Here is a 17,248-nt window from a genome sequence, read left to right on the forward strand (position 1 = left end):
TGATCCGGTTGTGGCGCAACGCATGGCAGGAGTTCATCCCGTTCCTGGACTATGACGTGGAGATTCGGCGTGTGTTGTGTTCCACGAACGCGATCGAGTCGTTGAACGCGCGGTATCGTCGTGCGGTGCGGGCACGAGGGCATTTCCCGACCGAGCAAGCAGCGCTCAGTGCCTGTATCTGGTCACCAGGAGCCTGGACCCGACCGGCACCGGGCAAGCCCGGTGGACAATGAGGTGGAAGCCCGCGTTGAACGCGTTCTCCATCACCTTCAGTGACCGCTGGCCGGCCGCTGAAACCTACTGACAACAACGGCCGGAAACACCCTTCGCGTTACAGTCCCGGGAGTGGTGGGGGATGTCCTTTTCTGGGGGTGGGGTTCGTCGAAGTCCGGCTTGTGCTCGGTCTCCCCGGACCGTGTGGATGGCTGGGTGTTTCCGTGAAGCTCGGGTTTTCCGGGTGTCTGCAAAAGATTGCAGCGAGGCCATCCAGAGGGAAGGGAAGGCCTTGTCAGCTTGTATTTCCCCGTGTGGTGGGCCTGGGTGTCCGGCCTGTCTGACGGAACCACGGGGCGTCAAGAGGCGCTGTGGGCCGGGTTGCGTAGGCCGACCTCCTGACACCCCATGGTTGGACAAGCCCAGCCCCAAACCGGAGGGAACCCCACACCCCTGTGCTACCGCACCGAAAATCAGCCTCACACGAAAAGGCTTGGATCCACCGCGCGTGATCCGGCGAAATTCAGAGGGCGCCAACAGTCGGGCCCCTCTGGTTGACTTAAATCAAGGGCTCCCCTGAATGGCGGGATTTGTCGCCACTCGGGGGAGCCGTAAGAAGTGAAACCTAGCGCGGCAGTGTGCAACCCGAAGCAGTCAGGTTGAACTGGTTGCCCGCGCCAATGCACGCAGGAATGTTGTAGATCTGCTGCCCGTACTTGTAACCAGTGCGAACCGTGACCTGACCGGACTGGCTGACCTCACACGGGTTGTTCAGCGTGCAGCGGCCGCCGCTCTCATTGGCCGTGTTGTTGACCGCGACAACCTTGCCCGAAGCCGTGTCGATCACGGGCGAACCCGAAGTGCCGCCGATGGTGTTGCACGTCGACTGGGAGGCGTACCGCACCGAGTCGCGCCACGTCCACACGTCCTCTTTGAGCTGATACGCGAAACCGTCGACCCGGCAGTTGTAGATGCGCTTCCAGTAACCCGACACGACCTGGATGCTCGTGCCCGCGGCCGGTCGCGTCGTGGTCAGTTCGAGTGCGCGTGAGCCGAACTGCTGCTGGATCTGCGCGTACGTCTGGGTGAGCTGGTAGAAGGAAACGTCGGTGTCCTTCATCGTGGCGTACGCGAGTTTGGTGGCGCGCAGCGTGCCGAGGTTCTGGCCGGCGCCGTTCAGCAGGGTGAACGTCCGCGACGAAGCCTGGTTGAGGATGACCTCGTTGGCACCCATGAACTTCACGCAGTGACCGTTGGACATCACCAGCGCCGGGTCGGTGTCCCTGGCTGCCGGCGGGCGCACGACCGAGCCGGAGCAGTTGCTCAGTGCCACGATGCCGGTGAAGTCGGCTTGCACGGCGTGGGCCGGGGCGGCGGCGAAAGCGCCGATGGACAGGGCTGCGAGCAGCGTGCCAGCTACACGCTTGATCATGATGAGGGTCCTTCCAATCGCAGGGTCCCTCCAGCGTCAACGCTGCGCGAGCGAAGTACCACCCGCCGTTAGGCTGCAAATCATGAGTCTGGAGATCGTGCACGGCACCGCTCGGGCCGTGATCACCGAAACCGGAGCGGGGCTGCAGGCCTATGAGGTCGACGGCGTGCCGTTCAGTGAGACGTACGGCTACGGCGAGACACCGCCTTTCGGTTCCGGTGCGGTGTTGGTGCCGTGGCCGAACAGGACGGCGGGCGCCCAGTGGCACCTAGACGGCGAGCTGCAGCAGCTCGACGTGTCCGAGCCCGCGCGCGGCAACGCCATCCACGGCCTGGTCCGCCGTCTACAGTGGACAGTCCTGGAGCATGTGGCCTCGTCGGTCTCGCTCGAGGTGGAGATCGAGCCGCAGCCAGGTTGGCCGGTGCGGTTGCGTACCACCATCGCGTATTCGCTCGACGACACCGGACTCACTGTTACGCACGGAGTGCATAACGTCGGCGACCGCCCGACGCCCTTTGGTGTTGGCACGCACCCGTATCCCCGTGCGGGCAACGACTCGACGGACTCGTGCACGTTGCAGCTGGCTGCGACGACAGTGCTGCCGTTGGACTCGGCGCGCATGGTTCCCAGCGGGCCTCCGATGCCGGTCGCCGGTACTGAGTACGACTTCCTTACCGCACGGCCTTTGCGTGACGTGCAGCTGGACACTCCTTTTGGCGGCTGCTTGCCTGGAGAAGACGGTCTTGTCCGGCATGTGGTGACCGGCCCGTCCGGCGGGGTCGAGCTGTGGGCCGATCCGGACTTCAAGTGGGTCCAGGTCTTCACGCCGGGCGAGTTCCCCGGACGCGGCAGGGCGATCGCGATCGAGCCGATGACCTGCCCGCCGGACGCGCTGAACTCGGGCACGGACCTGATCACGCTGGCCCCAGGGGAGTCCTGGGCGGCCCGTTGGGGAATAAACCCAATAAGTACCTGAAGTACTTGACGTACCTCACGGCCTCGGGAGAAAATGGACACCGACCGAGAGGGAACGTCATGCACTTCGACAGTTACACCGACGCCCGCACCCATCTCAAGGACTTGTTGGACGCGGCGGAAAAGGGACGGGTGGCGACCATCCGCCGCGACCACGCACGTACCGCGGTGGTCGATGTCGTTCGGCTGCAACATGTCTTGGTCACGATGAACCAGCCACGGGCCCATGTGGTCGCGGAGGCCGATGGCTGGTCGGTCTTCATCCCCGGCTTACCGATCTCGGCCGATGGCGCGTCGTTCGACGAGGCCATCACCGAGATGATCACGTCGTTGCGCGAGTACGCGGAGGACTGGCAGGAGCGGCTCTTGGAAACCCCCAACCACCGCGACAACTGGGGCTTAGTCCAGTTGATCGGCCTGAGTGACGATGCCCAACTGCGTGAGTGGCTGGTTGGGGTCGCTGAGTGAGCGAGCAGTCGCCGACCCCAGACGACCACGACCGCTTCTGCCAGATCGAAGGTTGGATAGGCGTTCGATCTGGCACGCACATCACCTACGAGCTCGGTCTGCCCGACGGGCGTGTCCTGCGCACACGCCTGTCGGACAGACAGACGTACGGTCCTGACCTGTGGCAGCACATCCTGCGTGACCAACTGGAGGTCGACGAGCCCACCTTCTGGGCCTGTGTCAACGACGACGAAAAACCCGACCGCGGCATCGCCAAACCCCGCCCCGACGCCCTTCCGGTCGATCTCGTGCACCTGCTCATCACTCGCCTGGGCCTGCCCGAGCGAACAGTCGCCACCATGACCAGAAAGGAAGCCATCGCTCGGATCGACGCCTACTGGGAACAAGCCGACGGCGCATAAGTCATGACTGTGCTGCCGTGCCTGGGCCATGCACTGTGCCCTCGAACCTTGACAAACGATAAGGCGCCACACCGTTCTCGCCGGAGAATGGCAGGCTTGGCCTCATGACCGAGCAGGCCACGCTGATCGAGTACGCGGACCACTGGGTGCTGCCGTACCGCGACATGCTCGTCATCCAGTTCCGCGTGACTCGTCAGCTCACGTTCGATTTGGACGGTGACGCGCAGATCCAGATCGAGCAGCCGTTCCAGCTCACCCTGAACGCATCCGGGCGTGGCGGGAAGGCAGCCACGCCCATCGAACTGGTCCCGGAACGCCACGAGATAGTGCCCGCGTTCTCGTTGCTTCTCGCCCGCATCACTTCGGCCATCGCATACAAGAACGGCACCCTGCAGGTCGACTTCGACAACGGCACCCGCCTACGCGTCCAACGCCACCCCCTCTACGAAGCCTGGAACGCCACCGGCCCCGGCAACCTGCACATCGTCGCCCCACCCGGCAACGACCTCGCCGTCTGGACCTGACCACCCCCGCGAGATGCACACTCCAACCCCCTGAGACGCACTCTCCGGCACCTTGAGTCGCACGTTCCGGCATCATGAAATGCGCGTTCCGGCACCGTGGAGTTGCCTCGCAGCACCTGGCCGCGGATGCACTCCATGTGCTGCCACCCCCACAACCCCTCGGAGCCGACCAAAGTGGCGGCCATCCTCCGCGAGCTCGTCGCGAACTGGTCCAACTCCCATCCCCTCTGGGACAACCACTCCGCGCCCGACTACCTATGAACCCGGCCCGCTGGCTCGAAACTGCGACGACCACTACGCCGAGCGCAAAGCAGCAATCCCTTGCAATCATGGGAAGTCACGTAGACAGCTTTCCGCGCAACCACCCACGCCACACCAACCAGCCGTCGCCACTTAGTGGCGGCCGTCAATGTGACCCTCCACGGGAGTGTCGCGCGAGCCGTGCGCGGCCAAGATGGATGCCATCACCCAGCTTTTAGTCCTTGACGTCGTCGACCCGTCGTCCGACGAAGATGACGTCGTGGATCACCCCGTCCAGGTCGGCGACGCCCGGCAGACGTCCCCACACCTGGAAGCCGAGGGACTGGAACAGCCGGATGCTGGGCTTGTTGCTGGCGAAAATGGTCGTTGCCAGCGTCCGGGCTCCCAGTTTCGGCGCGTGTGTGATCGCTTCACGCAGCAGGTAGCGGCCTTGCCCTCGGCCGCGATGGTCGGGGTGCAGGTATACCGCGAGGTCCAAGGTCGAGTCATACCCGCGTCTGCCGTTGAGAAAGGGTTCCATGGACAGGTATCCGGTCACGGTTCTCGGGTCGTCGGGCTTGTAGCCGACCCAGATGGGGTGCCGGTCGGGGCGGGCGTCGTCGAACCATGCTTGCCGTGAGGCAACACTGACTGGTTCCAGGTCGCAGGTACTCGACCTGGCGAGGACTGCGGAGTTGTAGATCTCGACGATCGATGGCAGATCTTCTTGCGTGGCAAGGCGATGGCAATAGGTCATGGCTGCTCCTCGGTGCTCACGGAAGGACGACCATCAGGACGTACCGGACCGGATCACGGCCGCAACTGCGGAACCGCGACGGTCCCCACAATCGGAACCGCAGGCAGTCGCCGGTGCGAAGTTCGTGGACGCTGTCGTCGACGCTGACCTCCAGCGCGCCTTCGAGCACCCAGATGTGATGTTCCAACCCAGGAACGGGCGATCCGTCGTAGGAGATGTCCGCATCCGGTCCCAAGACGCATTCGACGAGTTCACCGCGCAGTCCAGGATGCGGCGGGGACACCGAGCGCCGCGTGAAGCCCGAGGTCTCGTCCCGCCAGACGGCCTGCTGATCACCACGCACCAGCTGCGGAGGCTCTGCCTCGACCTCAGCCAGTAGCTGGGACATCGTCCTTTCGTACGCCAGGCACAACCTGCTCAGCAGTGCCGTCGTCGGGCTGATTTCCCCTCGTTCCAGTCGTGACAGGGTCGAACGGCTGATGCCTGTGTGTCGCGCCAGCTCTTCCAGCGACCATCCACGTTCCATCCGCAACCCGGCAAGCCGGGCGGCCAGGCGGACATCGAGCGCTTCAGCGCCGGACTCAGGTGGTGAATCATGCGGACGAGTTCTCACATTTGAGAGAGTATCCCAGATGTGAGATATAGGAAGGCTTTTCTCTTACGTCGACATTCATGCGCATCTGCCCAGTCATCGGATGAATACGGTTGTGTAACCCGATCAGGGGTGGTGTAACACGGTGATTCATCGTATGTTTGCCCCCGTGGCGGACGTGTCAAGGAGGACATTCCTGGGGGCCGCGGCCCTCACCAGTGGTTGGGTGGTCGGCGAGCCGGCCGCGTGGGCTGAGCCCGAGAGTCGAAAAGACCGCGTTTACGAGCAGATCGTCGCCGACGCCCGGATGGTCTGGCGGCGCGTGCCGACAGGGTGGGACAACAGCCCCTTCTTGGGCAACGGGTTCCTCGGCGTGCAGGTCTACCAGGGCCCCGAGCCGAACGTGCTGCGCTTCATGCTCAGCCACAGCCTCGTGCAAGACCAACGCGCGCAATGGGAAGCGGCGGTCGGCCTGTCCAGGCTGCCGATCGGTTTCCTGACGCTCACGCTGCCCGGCGCCGTCACCGCGGTCGACTGGACCCTCGACCTGTGGAACGCCGAGCTCAAGGGCACGGTGACGACCACACAAGGCAGCCTCAAGTTCGAAGCACTGGTGCACAACGAAAGCGGCGTCCTCCTGGTTTCGACGACCGGTGACGCGCAATGGGGTTTCACGCCGTTGCCGTCGCACACCACGCGTCAGATCAGGATCCCACCGGAGTACGTGGGCAATCCCACGCCGGCCATCGGTCCCAACTATGTCGAGCAACCGCTCATCGCGGGCGGTGGCTACAGCACCGCTTGGCAGGAAAGACAGTTTGGCACCCGGAAGCTGCTCACGGCGGCTGTGCACTACGGCTACCCCAACTCGACGGGGCTGGCCGAAGCGCTCGCCAAGGTCAAGGTCCTGCCGAACGTCGCGTCGCACCGCGCCTGGTGGAACGCGTACTACACCCGCAGCCTGGTTTCCGTTCCGGACAAGTGGGTGCAGCGGTTCTACTGGATCCAGCTGTACAAGATGGCTTGCGCGACAAGGAGAAACGCGCCGGTTGTGACCGAGTGGGGGCCGTGGTTCCCTGACGGCGGTGGTAGCTGGACGGCGGTCTGGTGGAACCTGAACGTCCAGGTCTCGTATCCGCTCGTGAACGGCTCGAACCATCCCGAACTGGACGCGGTTACCGAGACTTTCCGGCGATACCACGAGAATCTCGCGTTCTCGGTCCCGCCGGACTACCGCGACGGCAAGACGTACGCGCTCGCGCATCCCGGCGACCGGACGTTGCGGTCAGGCGGGCCGAAGCTGGGTTCGCAGATCCCCGACCATGCCACGGTCGGCAGGCCGGGCACGACCACCAAGACCGACCAGACCGGCAACCTGATCTGGGCGATGCACGGCGTCTGGGTGTCCTATCAGCACACCAGGGAACGCTGGGTGCTGCAGGACGTGCTGTTCCCGATCCTGACCAAGGCGCTGAACTTCTACCTGCACTTCCTGACCGAAGGCAGCGACGGCAAACTGCACCTGCCGCTCACCCGCTCACCGGAGGTCGCCGACGCGAGCGACTGCACGTACGACCTGTCGTTGATCCGTTGGGCCGCAGGGATTCTGCCCAAGCTGGCCGAGGAGTTGCGGGTCGAACCGGACCCGCGGTGGCGGGACGTGGCGACCAGGCTTGTTCCGTATCACGAGAACGAGACGGGTGTCATGATCGGCGACGGTGTGGCGCTCACCGCGTCGCACCGCCACTTCTCGCACATGCTGTGGATGCACCCGTTGCGGGAGAAGACGTGGGACAACCCGGCTGATCGCGACATCATCAAGCGCACGTTCGACCATTGGTCGAGCATGCGTTCGGCGTGGGCCGGTTACAGCTATCCGGCCGCGTCGACGATGTCCTCGATGATGGGCCAGCCCGAACAGGCGCTGGCGTATTTGCGCCATTTGTTGGACGGCAACGTCATCGGCATCGCCAAACTGATGCCGAACACGATGTACAAGGAAGGCTCGAACCTCGCGATCGAGAGCCCGCTCACCGCGGCACAGTCCGTTTTGGACATGGTGATCGACAGCGATCCGGACCTGGTGAAGGTTTTCCCGGCGCTGCCGTGGCCGGACGCGTCGATAGCGGGTCTACGTACGCAAGGCGCCTTCGAAGTCGACGCCTCACGCCGGGCCGGTCGCACCGAGTGGATCAGGATCCGCAGCTGTGCGGGTGCGCCTTTGTCGCTGCGTCACGGACTTTCCGGCGAACTGGACGTACGGGACGAACGCGGGCGGCGGCTGCCGTGGCGGGAAACGTCGCCCGGCACGATCGCGATCCGGCTCAGGCGCGGTGAAACAGCTGTCGTGACCCCGCGTGGCAGCAGGCCGGACTTGCGGCCGAGGGATGTTCCGGCGGCGAGTGCCGCCCCTCAATGGGGTATGGCCTAGTACGGTGTCCACCCGTGACAGTCGCAATCACGGGTGGATACGTTGTTCCGGTCACGAGCGAGCCCATCGAGGGCGGCATCGTGCTGATCGAGAACGGCAAGATCGTCGCGGTCGGTGCGGACGCCGATGTCGATGTGCCGGATGACGCCGAGATCGTCGACGCCTCGGGCACATGGGTGCTGCCGGGGTTTGTCGAGGCGCACGCGCACGCCGGCATCGGCGAGGAGGGCCTTGGCTGGGAAGGCCGCGACTACAACGAGATGACCGACCCGAACGGCGCCAGACTGCGGGCGATCGACGGGATCAACCCGGACGACCAAGGACTGCGGGACGCGCTCGCCGGTGGAGTCACCACGCTGGTCGTGAAGCCCGGTTCCGGCAACCCGATCGGCGGACAGACCGCCGCGATCAAGGCGTGGGGCCGCACGGTCGACGAGATGCTGGTCCGGACGCCGTGCAGCCTGAAAAGCGCCCTCGGTGAAAACCCGAAGCGGGTGTACGGCGAGCAGAAGAAGCTGCCGTCGACCAGGCTCGGCGTGGCGGCGGTGATCCGTGACGCGCTGACCAAAACCCAGGACTACGTCAAGAAGCGTGACCATGCGGCCAGCGAGGACAAGCCGTTCGACCGCGACAACACCCTGGAGGCGCTGGCGCAGGTGCTCAGTGGCGAGGTGCCCTGGTGCCAGCACAGCCACCGCGCCGACGACATCGTGACGGCGATCCGGCTGGCCGACGAATTCGGCTACCGCCTGGTGATCAACCACGGCACGGAGGGGCACCTGATCGCCGACCTGCTCGCCGAGCGGGAGATCCCGGTGATCATCGGCCCGCTGTTCACCAGCCGCAGCAAAGTGGAAGTCAACCGGAGGTCGCTGCGCAACCCCGGCATCCTGGCCAGGGCAGGCGTGAAGATCGCGCTGACCACCGACCACCCGGTCGTGCCGATCGACTTCCTGGTGCACCAGGCAACCCTGTGCGTGAAGGAAGGCCTCGACACCGACACGGCACTGAAGTCGATCACGGTCAACCCAGCGCAGATCCTGAACCTCGACGACCGAGTCGGCGCCCTCGCACCCGGCCTGGACGCCGACGTCGTGATCTGGTCCGGCGACCCACTGGACGTGATGAGCCGCGCGGTCCGCGTCTTCGTCGAAGGCAACGAGGTCTACTACTTCGACGACGCCAAGGGCGAAGGCATCACCAAGAGCCCCTGGTACAGCGAATAACCCGCAAAGCTGCCCAGGCGCTTCGAACCGCCGAACCGCCTGGGCAGCCGGGTGTGCTTGGGCAACGCATCCCCTTGCACACCAGCAACGGGTTTCGGACAGTGCCGGGGGCCACGCCGACATAGGCAATGGGTTTCGAGGGCGGGGTCGAAGGCCGCCGACGTATGGCGATGGACCCTGGAGGCCGCGCCGACGGATCAGGCGATGCGGCCCGAGCCCGCGTCGTGACAAGGCGGCCGGGGTCAGCGGACACGGGCCAGCCAACCTGACCCGTGACTTCGCCATTGACATGCGAACCGAACGTCAAGCCATGTTCTTCAGTTCCCGCGCGATCACCATGCGCTGGATCTGGTTGGTGCCCTCGAAGATCTGCGGGACCTTGGCTTCTCGCATGTACCGTTCCACCGGGAAGTCCTTTGTGTACCCGGCGCCGCCGAGTACCTGCACCGCGTCGGTCGTCACCTTCATCGCGGCGTCGGTTGCCACCAGTTTCGCGATGGATGCCTGCCTCTTGAACGGCAGCCCGCGATCGCGGCGTCGCGCGGCCTCCAGGTACATGGCGCGCGCTGATTCCACCGCCGCTGCCATGTCGGCCAGCAGGAATTCCATGCCCTGGAATTCGATGATCGACCGGCCGAACTGGGACCGTTCCTTCGCGTACTTCACGGCCTCGTCCAGTGCCGCCTGGGCCAGCCCCACGGCGCAGGCCGCGATGCCGAGCCGCCCGGAGTTCAACGCCGTCAGGGCGATCTTCAGTCCGATGCCTTCCTCGCCGAGCCGTCGGGTCACCGGCACCCGGGCTCCGTCGAAGATCATCTGCGCGGTCGTCGATGCCGTCATGCCCATCTTGCGTTCGGGCGCGGAGGCGGACAGGCCGGGTGTGTCGCCGGGGACGAGCAGGCAGCTGATGCCGCGGCCGCCGTCCGGTGATGTGCGGACCATCGTCGTGTAGAAGTCCGCCTCGCCGCCGTGGGTGATCCACGCTTTGGTCCCGGTGACGACGTAGTCGGAGCCGTCCAGCACCGCTCGGGTTGACAGCGCCGCCGCGTCCGATCCGGCGTGCGGCTCGGACAGCGCGTAGGCCCCCAGCAGATCTCCGGCGAGCATGTCCGGCAGCCACGTGGAGCGTTGCTCGTCTGTGCCGTATTCGGCGAGGGCGTAGCAGGACATCGTGTGCACCGAGAGGCCGACGCCGACGGTCAGCCATGCGGCCGCGATCTCTTCGAGGACCTGCAGGTACACCTCGTACGACACTCCGCCACCGCCCCATTGCTCCGGGTATGGCAGCCCGAGCAGGCCTGAGCGGCCGAGCAGGCGGAACTCTTCTCTCGGGAACAGTTCCTTCTCTTCGTACTCGCCGGCCTTGGGCGCCAGCTCGTTGGTGGCAATGTCCCGGGTCAAGGCGATGAGGTCTTCCGCCTCGGTGTCCGGGAGCAGACGTTCGACTGCCATCGCGGGATCTCCGTATGTATGCAGTGCTTGAGGACATCCCACATTACTATCCGGGCTGTGATCTTTGTCGCTGGTGAGGCACTTGTTGACCTGGTGCCCGCGAAGTCCACACTCGACGGAGAACCGGGCGCTCTGCTGCCAAGGCTGGGCGGCGGCCCGTACAACGTCGCCGTCACGGTGGGTCGCCTTGGCGCACCGGTGAGTTTCCTGTCCAGGATCTCGGCTGACGACTTCGGCGAGGCCCTCGTCAACCGGCTCAACTTGTCCAATGTGGACACGAGTCATCTGCAGCGCGGGCCGGAGCCGACGACGCTGGCGGTCACCAGCCTCGGGCCGGACGGTGGCGCTCGGTACACGTTCTACGCCGAGGGCACGGCCGACCGCCTCTTTCAGGCACCTGACGAGCTGCCCGAGATGACCATGCTCTCGTTGGGCACTCTCTCGCTCGTACTCGAACCAGGCGCCAGTGCGTACGAGCAGGTCATGCGGCGTGCCGACGCGCTCACCGTGCTCGACCCGAATGTCCGGCCCGTGCTCATCGACGACCCGGGGGCCTACCGCGCCCGGTTCGCGAGCTGGCTGTCGGACGTTGATCTGCTCAAGTTGTCCGAGGAGGACGCCGAGTGGATCGCCGAAAAAGACGCCGTCGAAGCCGCCAAAGAATGGCACCGGCGCGGCCCGGCCGCCGTTGTCCTCACGCGCGGCTCGAAAGGGTTAGCCGTTGTTGCCGGGTCGGGTGAACTGATCGAGGTCCCGGCTACCCGTGCCCAAGTCGTCGACACCATCGGGGCTGGTGACACCGTGCACGGCGCATTGCTCAGTTGGTTGTATACAAAAGGCGTCCGTTCGGCGGAACACCTGCGTGACCTGGACAAGGATGCCTGGTCGGCGGCGCTGACGTACGCAGGCAAGGCCGCGGCGATAACGGTGTCACGGGCGGGCGCCGAACCCCCATTCGGGGCTGAACTGGGTCCAATCCTCTGAATCGTTCTGTGAATCGATGTGAGAAGCGTCCCACCAGCCGTGTCTTAACTTACGCCGCACTGGGAGATTCGCGCCGGGAGCACTAGCGTTGGGGGTTGACAGGACCCCAATGGGGCGGTGCTGCGGTGCGGCGATCGATCAGACCGCGTGCACGTGGCTTGATTCGCCAGATCCACCGCCCTGACCGATCGGGAGAGGGACGTTCATGCCCGACGCGACGACCGCGCCGCAATCCGGTACTCGTACCGTCGCGCTTCACCACGACGGCGGAGAGCTCGAGATGGCGGTAGTACCCGCCACCGAAGGCTCGAACGGAATCGAGCTCGGCAAACTGCTGGCGAAAACCGGACTGGTCACACTGGACCCCGGCTTCGTCAACACCGCCGCCTGCTCGTCGGAGATCACGTACATCGACGGTGACGCAGGCATCCTGCGCTACCGCGGATATCCGATCGAGCAGCTCGCCGAGCGATCGACCTTCATCGAGGTCAGCTACCTGCTGATCTACGGCGAGCTGCCGTCCCAGACGCAGCTCGACGACTTCACCAAGAAGATCAGCAGGCACACGCTGCTGCACGAGGACCTGAAGAGGTTCTTCGACGGCTTCCCGCGGGACGCGCACCCGATGCCGGTGCTGTCCTCCGCGGTGTCCGCGCTGTCCACGTTCTACCCGGAGACCCTCAAGCCGGTCACCGAGGAGCGGACCGAGATCGCCACCATCCGCTTGCTGGCCAAGCTGCCGACCATCGCGGCCTACGCGTACAAGAAGTCGGTCGGCCAGCCGTTCCTCTACCCGGACAACTCGCTTGGCCTGGTGGAGAACTTCCTGCGGATGACCTTCGGCTTCCCGGCCGAGCCGTACGATGTGGACCCCGACCTGGCCCGTGCGCTGGACCTGCTGTTCATCCTGCACGCCGACCACGAGCAGAACTGCTCGACGTCGACCGTGCGGCTGGTCGGCTCGTCCGAGGCGAACCTGTTCGCCAGCATCTCGGCGGGGATCAACGCCCTGTTCGGACCGCTGCACGGCGGCGCGAACAGCGCGGTGCTGGAGATGCTCGAGGGCATCAGGGACTCCGGCGGCGACGTGAAGACCTTCGTCAACAAGGTCAAGAACAAGGAAGACGGCGTCAAGCTGATGGGCTTCGGCCACCGGGTCTACAAGAACTACGACCCGCGGGCCGCGATCATCAAGAAGACCGCCGACGAGATCCTCGGCAAGCTCGGCGGCGACGACAGCCTGCTGGGCATCGCCAAGGAACTCGAGGAGCACGCCCTCGCGGACGACTACTTCGTCCAGCGCAAGCTCTACCCGAACGTGGACTTCTACACCGGGTTGATCTACCGCGCGATGGGCTTCCCGACGAAGTTCTTCACGGTGCTGTTCGCGCTGGGCCGGCTGCCCGGCTGGATCGCGCACTGGCGGGAGATGACCAACGACCCGGCGACCAAGATCGGCCGCCCGCGTCAGGTCTACATCGGACCGAAGCAGCGCGACTACGTCTCGATGGACGCTCGTTAAGACGCTTCGCTGGGTGGTGCGTGTTCTGCGCGCGCACCACCCACGCGATAGCGTTCCTGGGTGACGTCAGTCGTCTGGTTTCGCCGAGTTCTCCGGACCAGAGACCATCCTGCGCTGTTGTCCGCCGTACAAGGTCTTCACGCCCTTCGCCAGCCAGAGCATGGGTCGATCACGGTCGGCGCAAGCCCGCGGACACCGATGCGTCCAGTGTGGACTGGATCGACCCGCCCCGCAAAAGCCACATCCCCAAGGACCCCGCAGGTCCCGACCTGCCCGAGGCAGGCGAAGAGGCCGCGCTGAGCTCGCCTGGCGGGAGTTCTACGCGGATGTGTTGTGGCACAGGCCAGACAGCGCGCGCAAGAACCTGGACCGCCATCAAGCGCTGATGGCGTCCTTCAACCGGACGCGGCTTCCGGTGCGCAGTACCGCGTTGCGGTAGATCCGGCCACCGAGCCACGCCACGAACGCGATCCCGGCGAGGGACAACAGGATCGACGCGACCTGCATCCAGATCGGCGCGACGCCCAACGCGGTCAGGCCGGGCATCAGGATCGGTGCGAACGGCGGCAGGATCGCCATGATCGTGGTCAGCGTGCTGTCGCTGTTGCTGATCAACAGGTTGATGGCGAAGATGAAGCCGATCACGATCACCATCGTGACCGGGGTGAGCACGCTCTGCGTTTCCTCCTGGCGCGACACCAACGACCCGACCGCGCCGAAAATGGTGGCGTAGAAGAAGAAGCCGATCAGGTACCAGAACAGGCCGGCGATCACACCGGCGACCGCCGAGCCGGAGATCGTCAGCGCGCCGCTCGCCACCCCGGCCACCAGCCCGACCGCGGCGATCACCGCGAACTGGATCAGCCCGACGATACCGAGGCCGAGCACCTTGCCCGCCAGCAGCTGCCACGGCCGCACGGTCGCCAGCAGGATTTCCACGACGCGGCTGGACTTCTCCTCCACCACGCCCTGCGCGACCATCTGGCCGTAGATCATCAGTGCCATGTAGAGCAGGAACGCCACGATCAGACCGATCACCAGCCGCTGCCCCTGGTCGTCACCACGCGGCTCGAGCTGCTTGACGTTCACCTGCGCGGCGGCCGCGGTGCCGAGGACCTCTTTGGGATCCAGGTCGGCCGCGGCCAGTTCGGAGGTCAGGATCTGCTGGCGCATCAGGCCGTTGAGCGTGTTGCGCAGTTCGGTGTTCAGCGTGTCCTTGACGGTCACCTGAAGCGAGCCGACCGGCCCGGTGACCAACGCGTCCAGATCGTTGTCGCGGACCTGCTGTTCGCCCTGCGCCGGATCGCCGATGTCGACGATCTGCACGTTGTGCCCCAGTTGCTTGGCCGATTCGACGATCTGCGGGCCGAGCGCGGTCGCCTGGCCGCTCAGCCCGACCGTGCTGCGCGCACCGTTGTCGAACGAGGAGCTCTGCAGCAGAACGAAAGCCGCGAGCACGACCACTGAGATGATCGTGCTGATCACAAAGGACCGGGTGCGCAGCTTGGCGTTCAGCTCGCGACCCGCGATCAGCAGCACCGCCTGGGCAGGCTTCAACTCAGTGCCGATTCTCGATCCCGTAATCGGATCTTCGGTCACTGCCCCTCCTTGACAACGTTGCGGTACAGCTCGGCAAGGGACGGTCGGTGCCTGCTGAACTCGTGCACCGGGCCGGTGTCCAAAGCAGTCTGCAGGATCTGCTGGTCGTCGACGTCGTCCGGGACACGCAGAGTCGTGCGGCCGTCCTGTTCGGACACCACCTCGACGCCAGGAATCCCCGCGGCCCAACCGGTCGGCGCCTTCGGTGCGTGCACAACAAGCTCGGACGCAGCCGAGGAGCGGAGCGCGTCGACCGTGTCACACGCGACCATCGATCCCTTGTTCACGATCCCGACCCGGTCGCACAACCTCTGGACAAGGTCGAGTTGGTGGCTGGAGAACACAACCGGGATGCCCTCGGCGGCTTTTTCCCTCAGAACCTGGCTCATCACGTCCACCGCGACCGGATCCAGGCCGGAGAACGGCTCGTCCAGCACCAGCACCTCGGGGTTGTGCACCAGCGCGGCGGCCAGTTGCACGCGCTGCTGGTTGCCCAGGCTCAGTTTCTGGACCTCGTCCAGCCGTCGCTCGCGCAGTCCGAGCCGGACGATCCAGTCGTCCGCGGCCCGATGGGCGCCATTGGACGGCAGGCCGTGCAGCTTCGCCAGGTAGACCAGCTGATCGAGCACCTTCATCTTCGGGTACAGACCGCGTTCCTCAGGCATGTAACCGAACCGGCGGCGCGTGCTCAGCGTGATCGGCTCGCCCGCCCAGCGCACCGCGCCGGAATCCGCTTCGAGCACGCCCAGCGCGATGCGCATCGTGGTGGTCTTGCCCGCGCCGTTGCTGCCGACGAAACCGAACAATTCACCCGGCCGTACCTCGAATGTCATGTCTGACAAAGCGACGACGTCACCGTAGCGCTTGGAGACGTGGTCGATCTCCAGTCCCGCCTCAGGCACCATCGATCCTTCCTCGCTGGACGTACCCCCAGTATCCAGCCTGGAACCCGTCCGCGCTCAAGACCCTCGTGAGTGGTTACGCCGGTTGGTACCCGCATATTCTCCAACGATGTCTACCAGGGGGTTCGCCTCGGCGGGAATGAGGCCCACCCTGCTGCGGCGGTGCAGGACGTCTTCGGCGTCAAGGGCGCCTTCGTGCTCGAAAGCCCAGATCACCTCGGCGACCGTGAGATCTGTGTGCAGCCGGGCCGGGTCGAGCTTGGCGACCTGCACGGCTTCGGTGCCGTACTTGGCGATCAGCCTAGCCGGTGCGTCGATCCGGGTGAGTCGCTCGCGTGCGGTCGCGCCGACGAGCGGAATGTCCTTGGTACGGGCCGAAACCGTGGTCAGCTCGGTGGCATCGACCGCGTCGGCCGCCATTCGGCGGTATGTCGTGAACTTGCCGCCCACAACTGTGATCACACCGTTAGGTGCGGTGAGTACGGCGTGCCGGCGGGAAAGGTCCGCACTTGCGCCTTCCGCGTCAAGCAAAGGCCGCAACCCGGCGTACGCGCCCTGCACATCGGCGCGGGTCAGCGGCCGTTCCAGCACAGAGGACGCGACCGACAGCAGGAAGTCCACATCGGATTCCGGTGCCTGTGGCACGTCGGGGATCTCGCCGTCCACCGGCTCGTCGGTCAGCCCGACGTAGATCCGGCCGTCCAACTGGGGCAGAACGAGCACGAACCGGTTGCGGGAACCCGGAATCGGCACGGTCAGCGAGGTGCCGGTGATGCCAGGCGAGGACAGCACTATGTGCGTGCCGCGCGAAGGCCGTAACCGCACCGAAGGAACCACTTGGCCTGCCCAGACACCGGCGGCGTTGATCACTTTCCTGGCCCGGACGTCGAATTCCGAGCCGGTCAGGGTGTCGCGCAAGCGTGCACCGTCGCCCTCGACGGAAACAGCCTTGGTCCTGGTGAGAATTCTCGCGCCGTAGCCGGCCGCGGTCCTTGCCAGCGCGACCACGAAACGTGCGTCGTCGATCAACTGACCGTCGTAGGAAAGCAGCCCGCCGCGCAACCCTTCGCGCTTCAACCCGGGCGCCAACGCAAGCGCTTCCGCGGCAGGAATTCGCCGTGGACGTGGCAGGAGATTCGATGGTGTGCGGGCGATCCGGCGCAGCAGGTCGCCCGCGTGCAGGCCGGTCATCGCCAGCGCACTGGAAACGCCTTCGTGCAACGGAATGAGCTGGGGGAGCGGCCGGGTCAGGTGCGGCGCGGTGCGCGTCATCACTATTCCGCGCTCGACCGCGCTCTCATAGGCGATCCCGACATCGCCGTTCGCCAGATACCGGAGTCCGCCGTGGATCAGCTTGCTCGACCACCTGGACGTGCCGAACGCGAGATCGTGCGCCTCGGCAAGGACCACCGAAAGGCCACGTGAGGCGGCGTCCAGCGCGACACCCGCGCCGGTCACCCCGCCGCCGATGACCAGCACGTCGACGACGTCCTGCGCAGCGGCCGCCATGTCCGCGGCCCGGCGGCTCGC

Annotated in this window: 15 protein-coding genes and 1 pseudogene; 9 read left to right on the forward strand and 7 right to left on the reverse strand. The window is 65.5% G+C overall.

Going from position 1 to position 17,248, the window contains the following annotated elements:
- Positions 1-304: pseudogene (locus B9C43_RS23745) on the forward strand (transposase); the annotation flags it as partial.
- A 534-nt stretch (positions 305-838) separates the two neighbouring features.
- On the opposite strand, the gene B9C43_RS23750 reads toward B9C43_RS23745, so the two are convergent.
- Positions 839-1,645 carry a S1 family peptidase gene (locus tag B9C43_RS23750; RefSeq protein WP_033384832.1) on the reverse strand — a complete coding sequence of 269 codons (807 nt, stop codon included), beginning with the start codon at positions 1,643-1,645 and terminating at the stop codon, positions 839-841.
- Positions 1,646-1,727: 82 nt separating this feature from the next.
- Here B9C43_RS23750 and B9C43_RS23755 point away from each other — a divergent pair, with 82 nt between their 5' ends.
- The 4 genes from B9C43_RS23755 to B9C43_RS23770 all read left to right on the forward strand — a co-directional run bounded on the left by B9C43_RS23755 (position 1,728) and on the right by B9C43_RS23770 (position 4,013).
- Positions 1,728-2,621, forward strand: a complete 894-nt coding sequence (locus B9C43_RS23755; RefSeq protein WP_084429230.1) for an aldose 1-epimerase family protein — start codon at positions 1,728-1,730, stop codon at positions 2,619-2,621.
- A 59-nt stretch (positions 2,622-2,680) separates the two neighbouring features.
- Positions 2,681-3,088: a prevent-host-death protein gene (locus B9C43_RS23760; RefSeq protein ID WP_033384830.1), complete on the forward strand. Its 408-nt coding sequence runs from the start codon at positions 2,681-2,683 to the stop codon at positions 3,086-3,088.
- A complete protein-coding gene (locus B9C43_RS23765) occupies positions 3,085-3,489 on the forward strand; it encodes a cytotoxic translational repressor of toxin-antitoxin stability system (protein WP_084429233.1) in 405 nt (134 codons plus the stop codon). The genes B9C43_RS23760 and B9C43_RS23765 overlap by 4 nt, the downstream gene beginning before the upstream one ends.
- 104 nt (positions 3,490-3,593) lie before the next feature.
- Entirely contained in the window at positions 3,594-4,013 is a 420-nt protein-coding gene (locus B9C43_RS23770) for a DUF6188 family protein (RefSeq protein ID WP_033384828.1), read from the forward strand.
- Positions 4,014-4,488: 475 nt separating this feature from the next.
- Here B9C43_RS23770 and B9C43_RS23775 read toward each other — a convergent pair whose 3' ends face one another.
- Together B9C43_RS23775 and B9C43_RS23780 are read right to left on the reverse strand one after the other, a co-directional pair.
- Complete coding sequence (locus tag B9C43_RS23775; protein ID WP_033384821.1) at positions 4,489-5,010, reverse strand: GNAT family N-acetyltransferase; 522 nt, start codon at positions 5,008-5,010, stop codon at positions 4,489-4,491.
- A 16-nt stretch (positions 5,011-5,026) separates the two neighbouring features.
- Positions 5,027-5,623, reverse strand: a complete 597-nt coding sequence (locus tag B9C43_RS23780) for a helix-turn-helix domain-containing protein (protein WP_084429235.1) — start codon at positions 5,621-5,623, stop codon at positions 5,027-5,029.
- Between the two features lie 148 nt (positions 5,624-5,771).
- On the opposite strand from B9C43_RS23780, the gene B9C43_RS23785 reads away from it, so the two are divergent.
- Complete coding sequence (locus B9C43_RS23785; protein ID WP_143446546.1) at positions 5,772-8,033, forward strand: glycosyl hydrolase family 95 catalytic domain-containing protein; 2,262 nt, start codon at positions 5,772-5,774, stop codon at positions 8,031-8,033.
- 14 nt (positions 8,034-8,047) lie between these two features.
- Positions 8,048-9,259: an amidohydrolase gene (locus B9C43_RS23790; RefSeq protein ID WP_084429238.1), complete on the forward strand. Its 1,212-nt coding sequence runs from the start codon at positions 8,048-8,050 to the stop codon at positions 9,257-9,259.
- 303 nt (positions 9,260-9,562) lie between these two features.
- Here the strand turns inward: B9C43_RS23790 and B9C43_RS23795 are convergent, their stop codons facing one another.
- Positions 9,563-10,711, reverse strand: coding sequence for an acyl-CoA dehydrogenase family protein (locus B9C43_RS23795; RefSeq protein WP_033384818.1), 1,149 nt, complete (start codon positions 10,709-10,711; stop codon positions 9,563-9,565).
- A gap of 57 nt (positions 10,712-10,768) precedes the next feature.
- Between B9C43_RS23795 and B9C43_RS23800 the strand changes: the two genes are divergently transcribed.
- Both B9C43_RS23800 and B9C43_RS23805 read left to right on the forward strand, forming a co-directional pair.
- On the forward strand, positions 10,769-11,695 hold the full coding sequence (locus B9C43_RS23800) for a carbohydrate kinase family protein (RefSeq protein ID WP_084429240.1): 927 nt from the start codon (positions 10,769-10,771) through the stop codon (positions 11,693-11,695).
- A gap of 205 nt (positions 11,696-11,900) precedes the next feature.
- A complete protein-coding gene (locus tag B9C43_RS23805; protein ID WP_051896008.1) occupies positions 11,901-13,217 on the forward strand; it encodes a citrate synthase in 1,317 nt (438 codons plus the stop codon).
- Positions 13,218-13,592: 375 nt separating this feature from the next.
- Here the strand turns inward: B9C43_RS23805 and B9C43_RS23815 are convergent, their stop codons facing one another.
- Genes B9C43_RS23815 through B9C43_RS23825 form a run of 3 tightly spaced genes read right to left on the reverse strand, consistent with a single transcriptional unit; the run spans position 13,593 to position 17,227 of the window.
- Positions 13,593-14,816, reverse strand: a complete 1,224-nt coding sequence (locus B9C43_RS23815) for an ABC transporter permease (protein WP_235038803.1) — start codon at positions 14,814-14,816, stop codon at positions 13,593-13,595.
- A complete protein-coding gene (locus tag B9C43_RS23820; RefSeq protein ID WP_084429243.1) occupies positions 14,813-15,721 on the reverse strand; it encodes an ABC transporter ATP-binding protein in 909 nt (302 codons plus the stop codon). Before B9C43_RS23820 ends, B9C43_RS23815 begins: the two co-directional genes overlap by 4 nt.
- A 54-nt stretch (positions 15,722-15,775) precedes the next feature.
- Positions 15,776-17,227, reverse strand: a complete 1,452-nt coding sequence (locus tag B9C43_RS23825; protein WP_084429808.1) for a glycerol-3-phosphate dehydrogenase/oxidase — start codon at positions 17,225-17,227, stop codon at positions 15,776-15,778.
- Positions 17,228-17,248: the final 21 nt, after the last annotated feature.

Source organism: Kibdelosporangium aridum, from assembly GCF_900176515.1.
Taxonomy (GTDB): domain Bacteria; phylum Actinomycetota; class Actinomycetes; order Mycobacteriales; family Pseudonocardiaceae; genus Kibdelosporangium; species Kibdelosporangium aridum.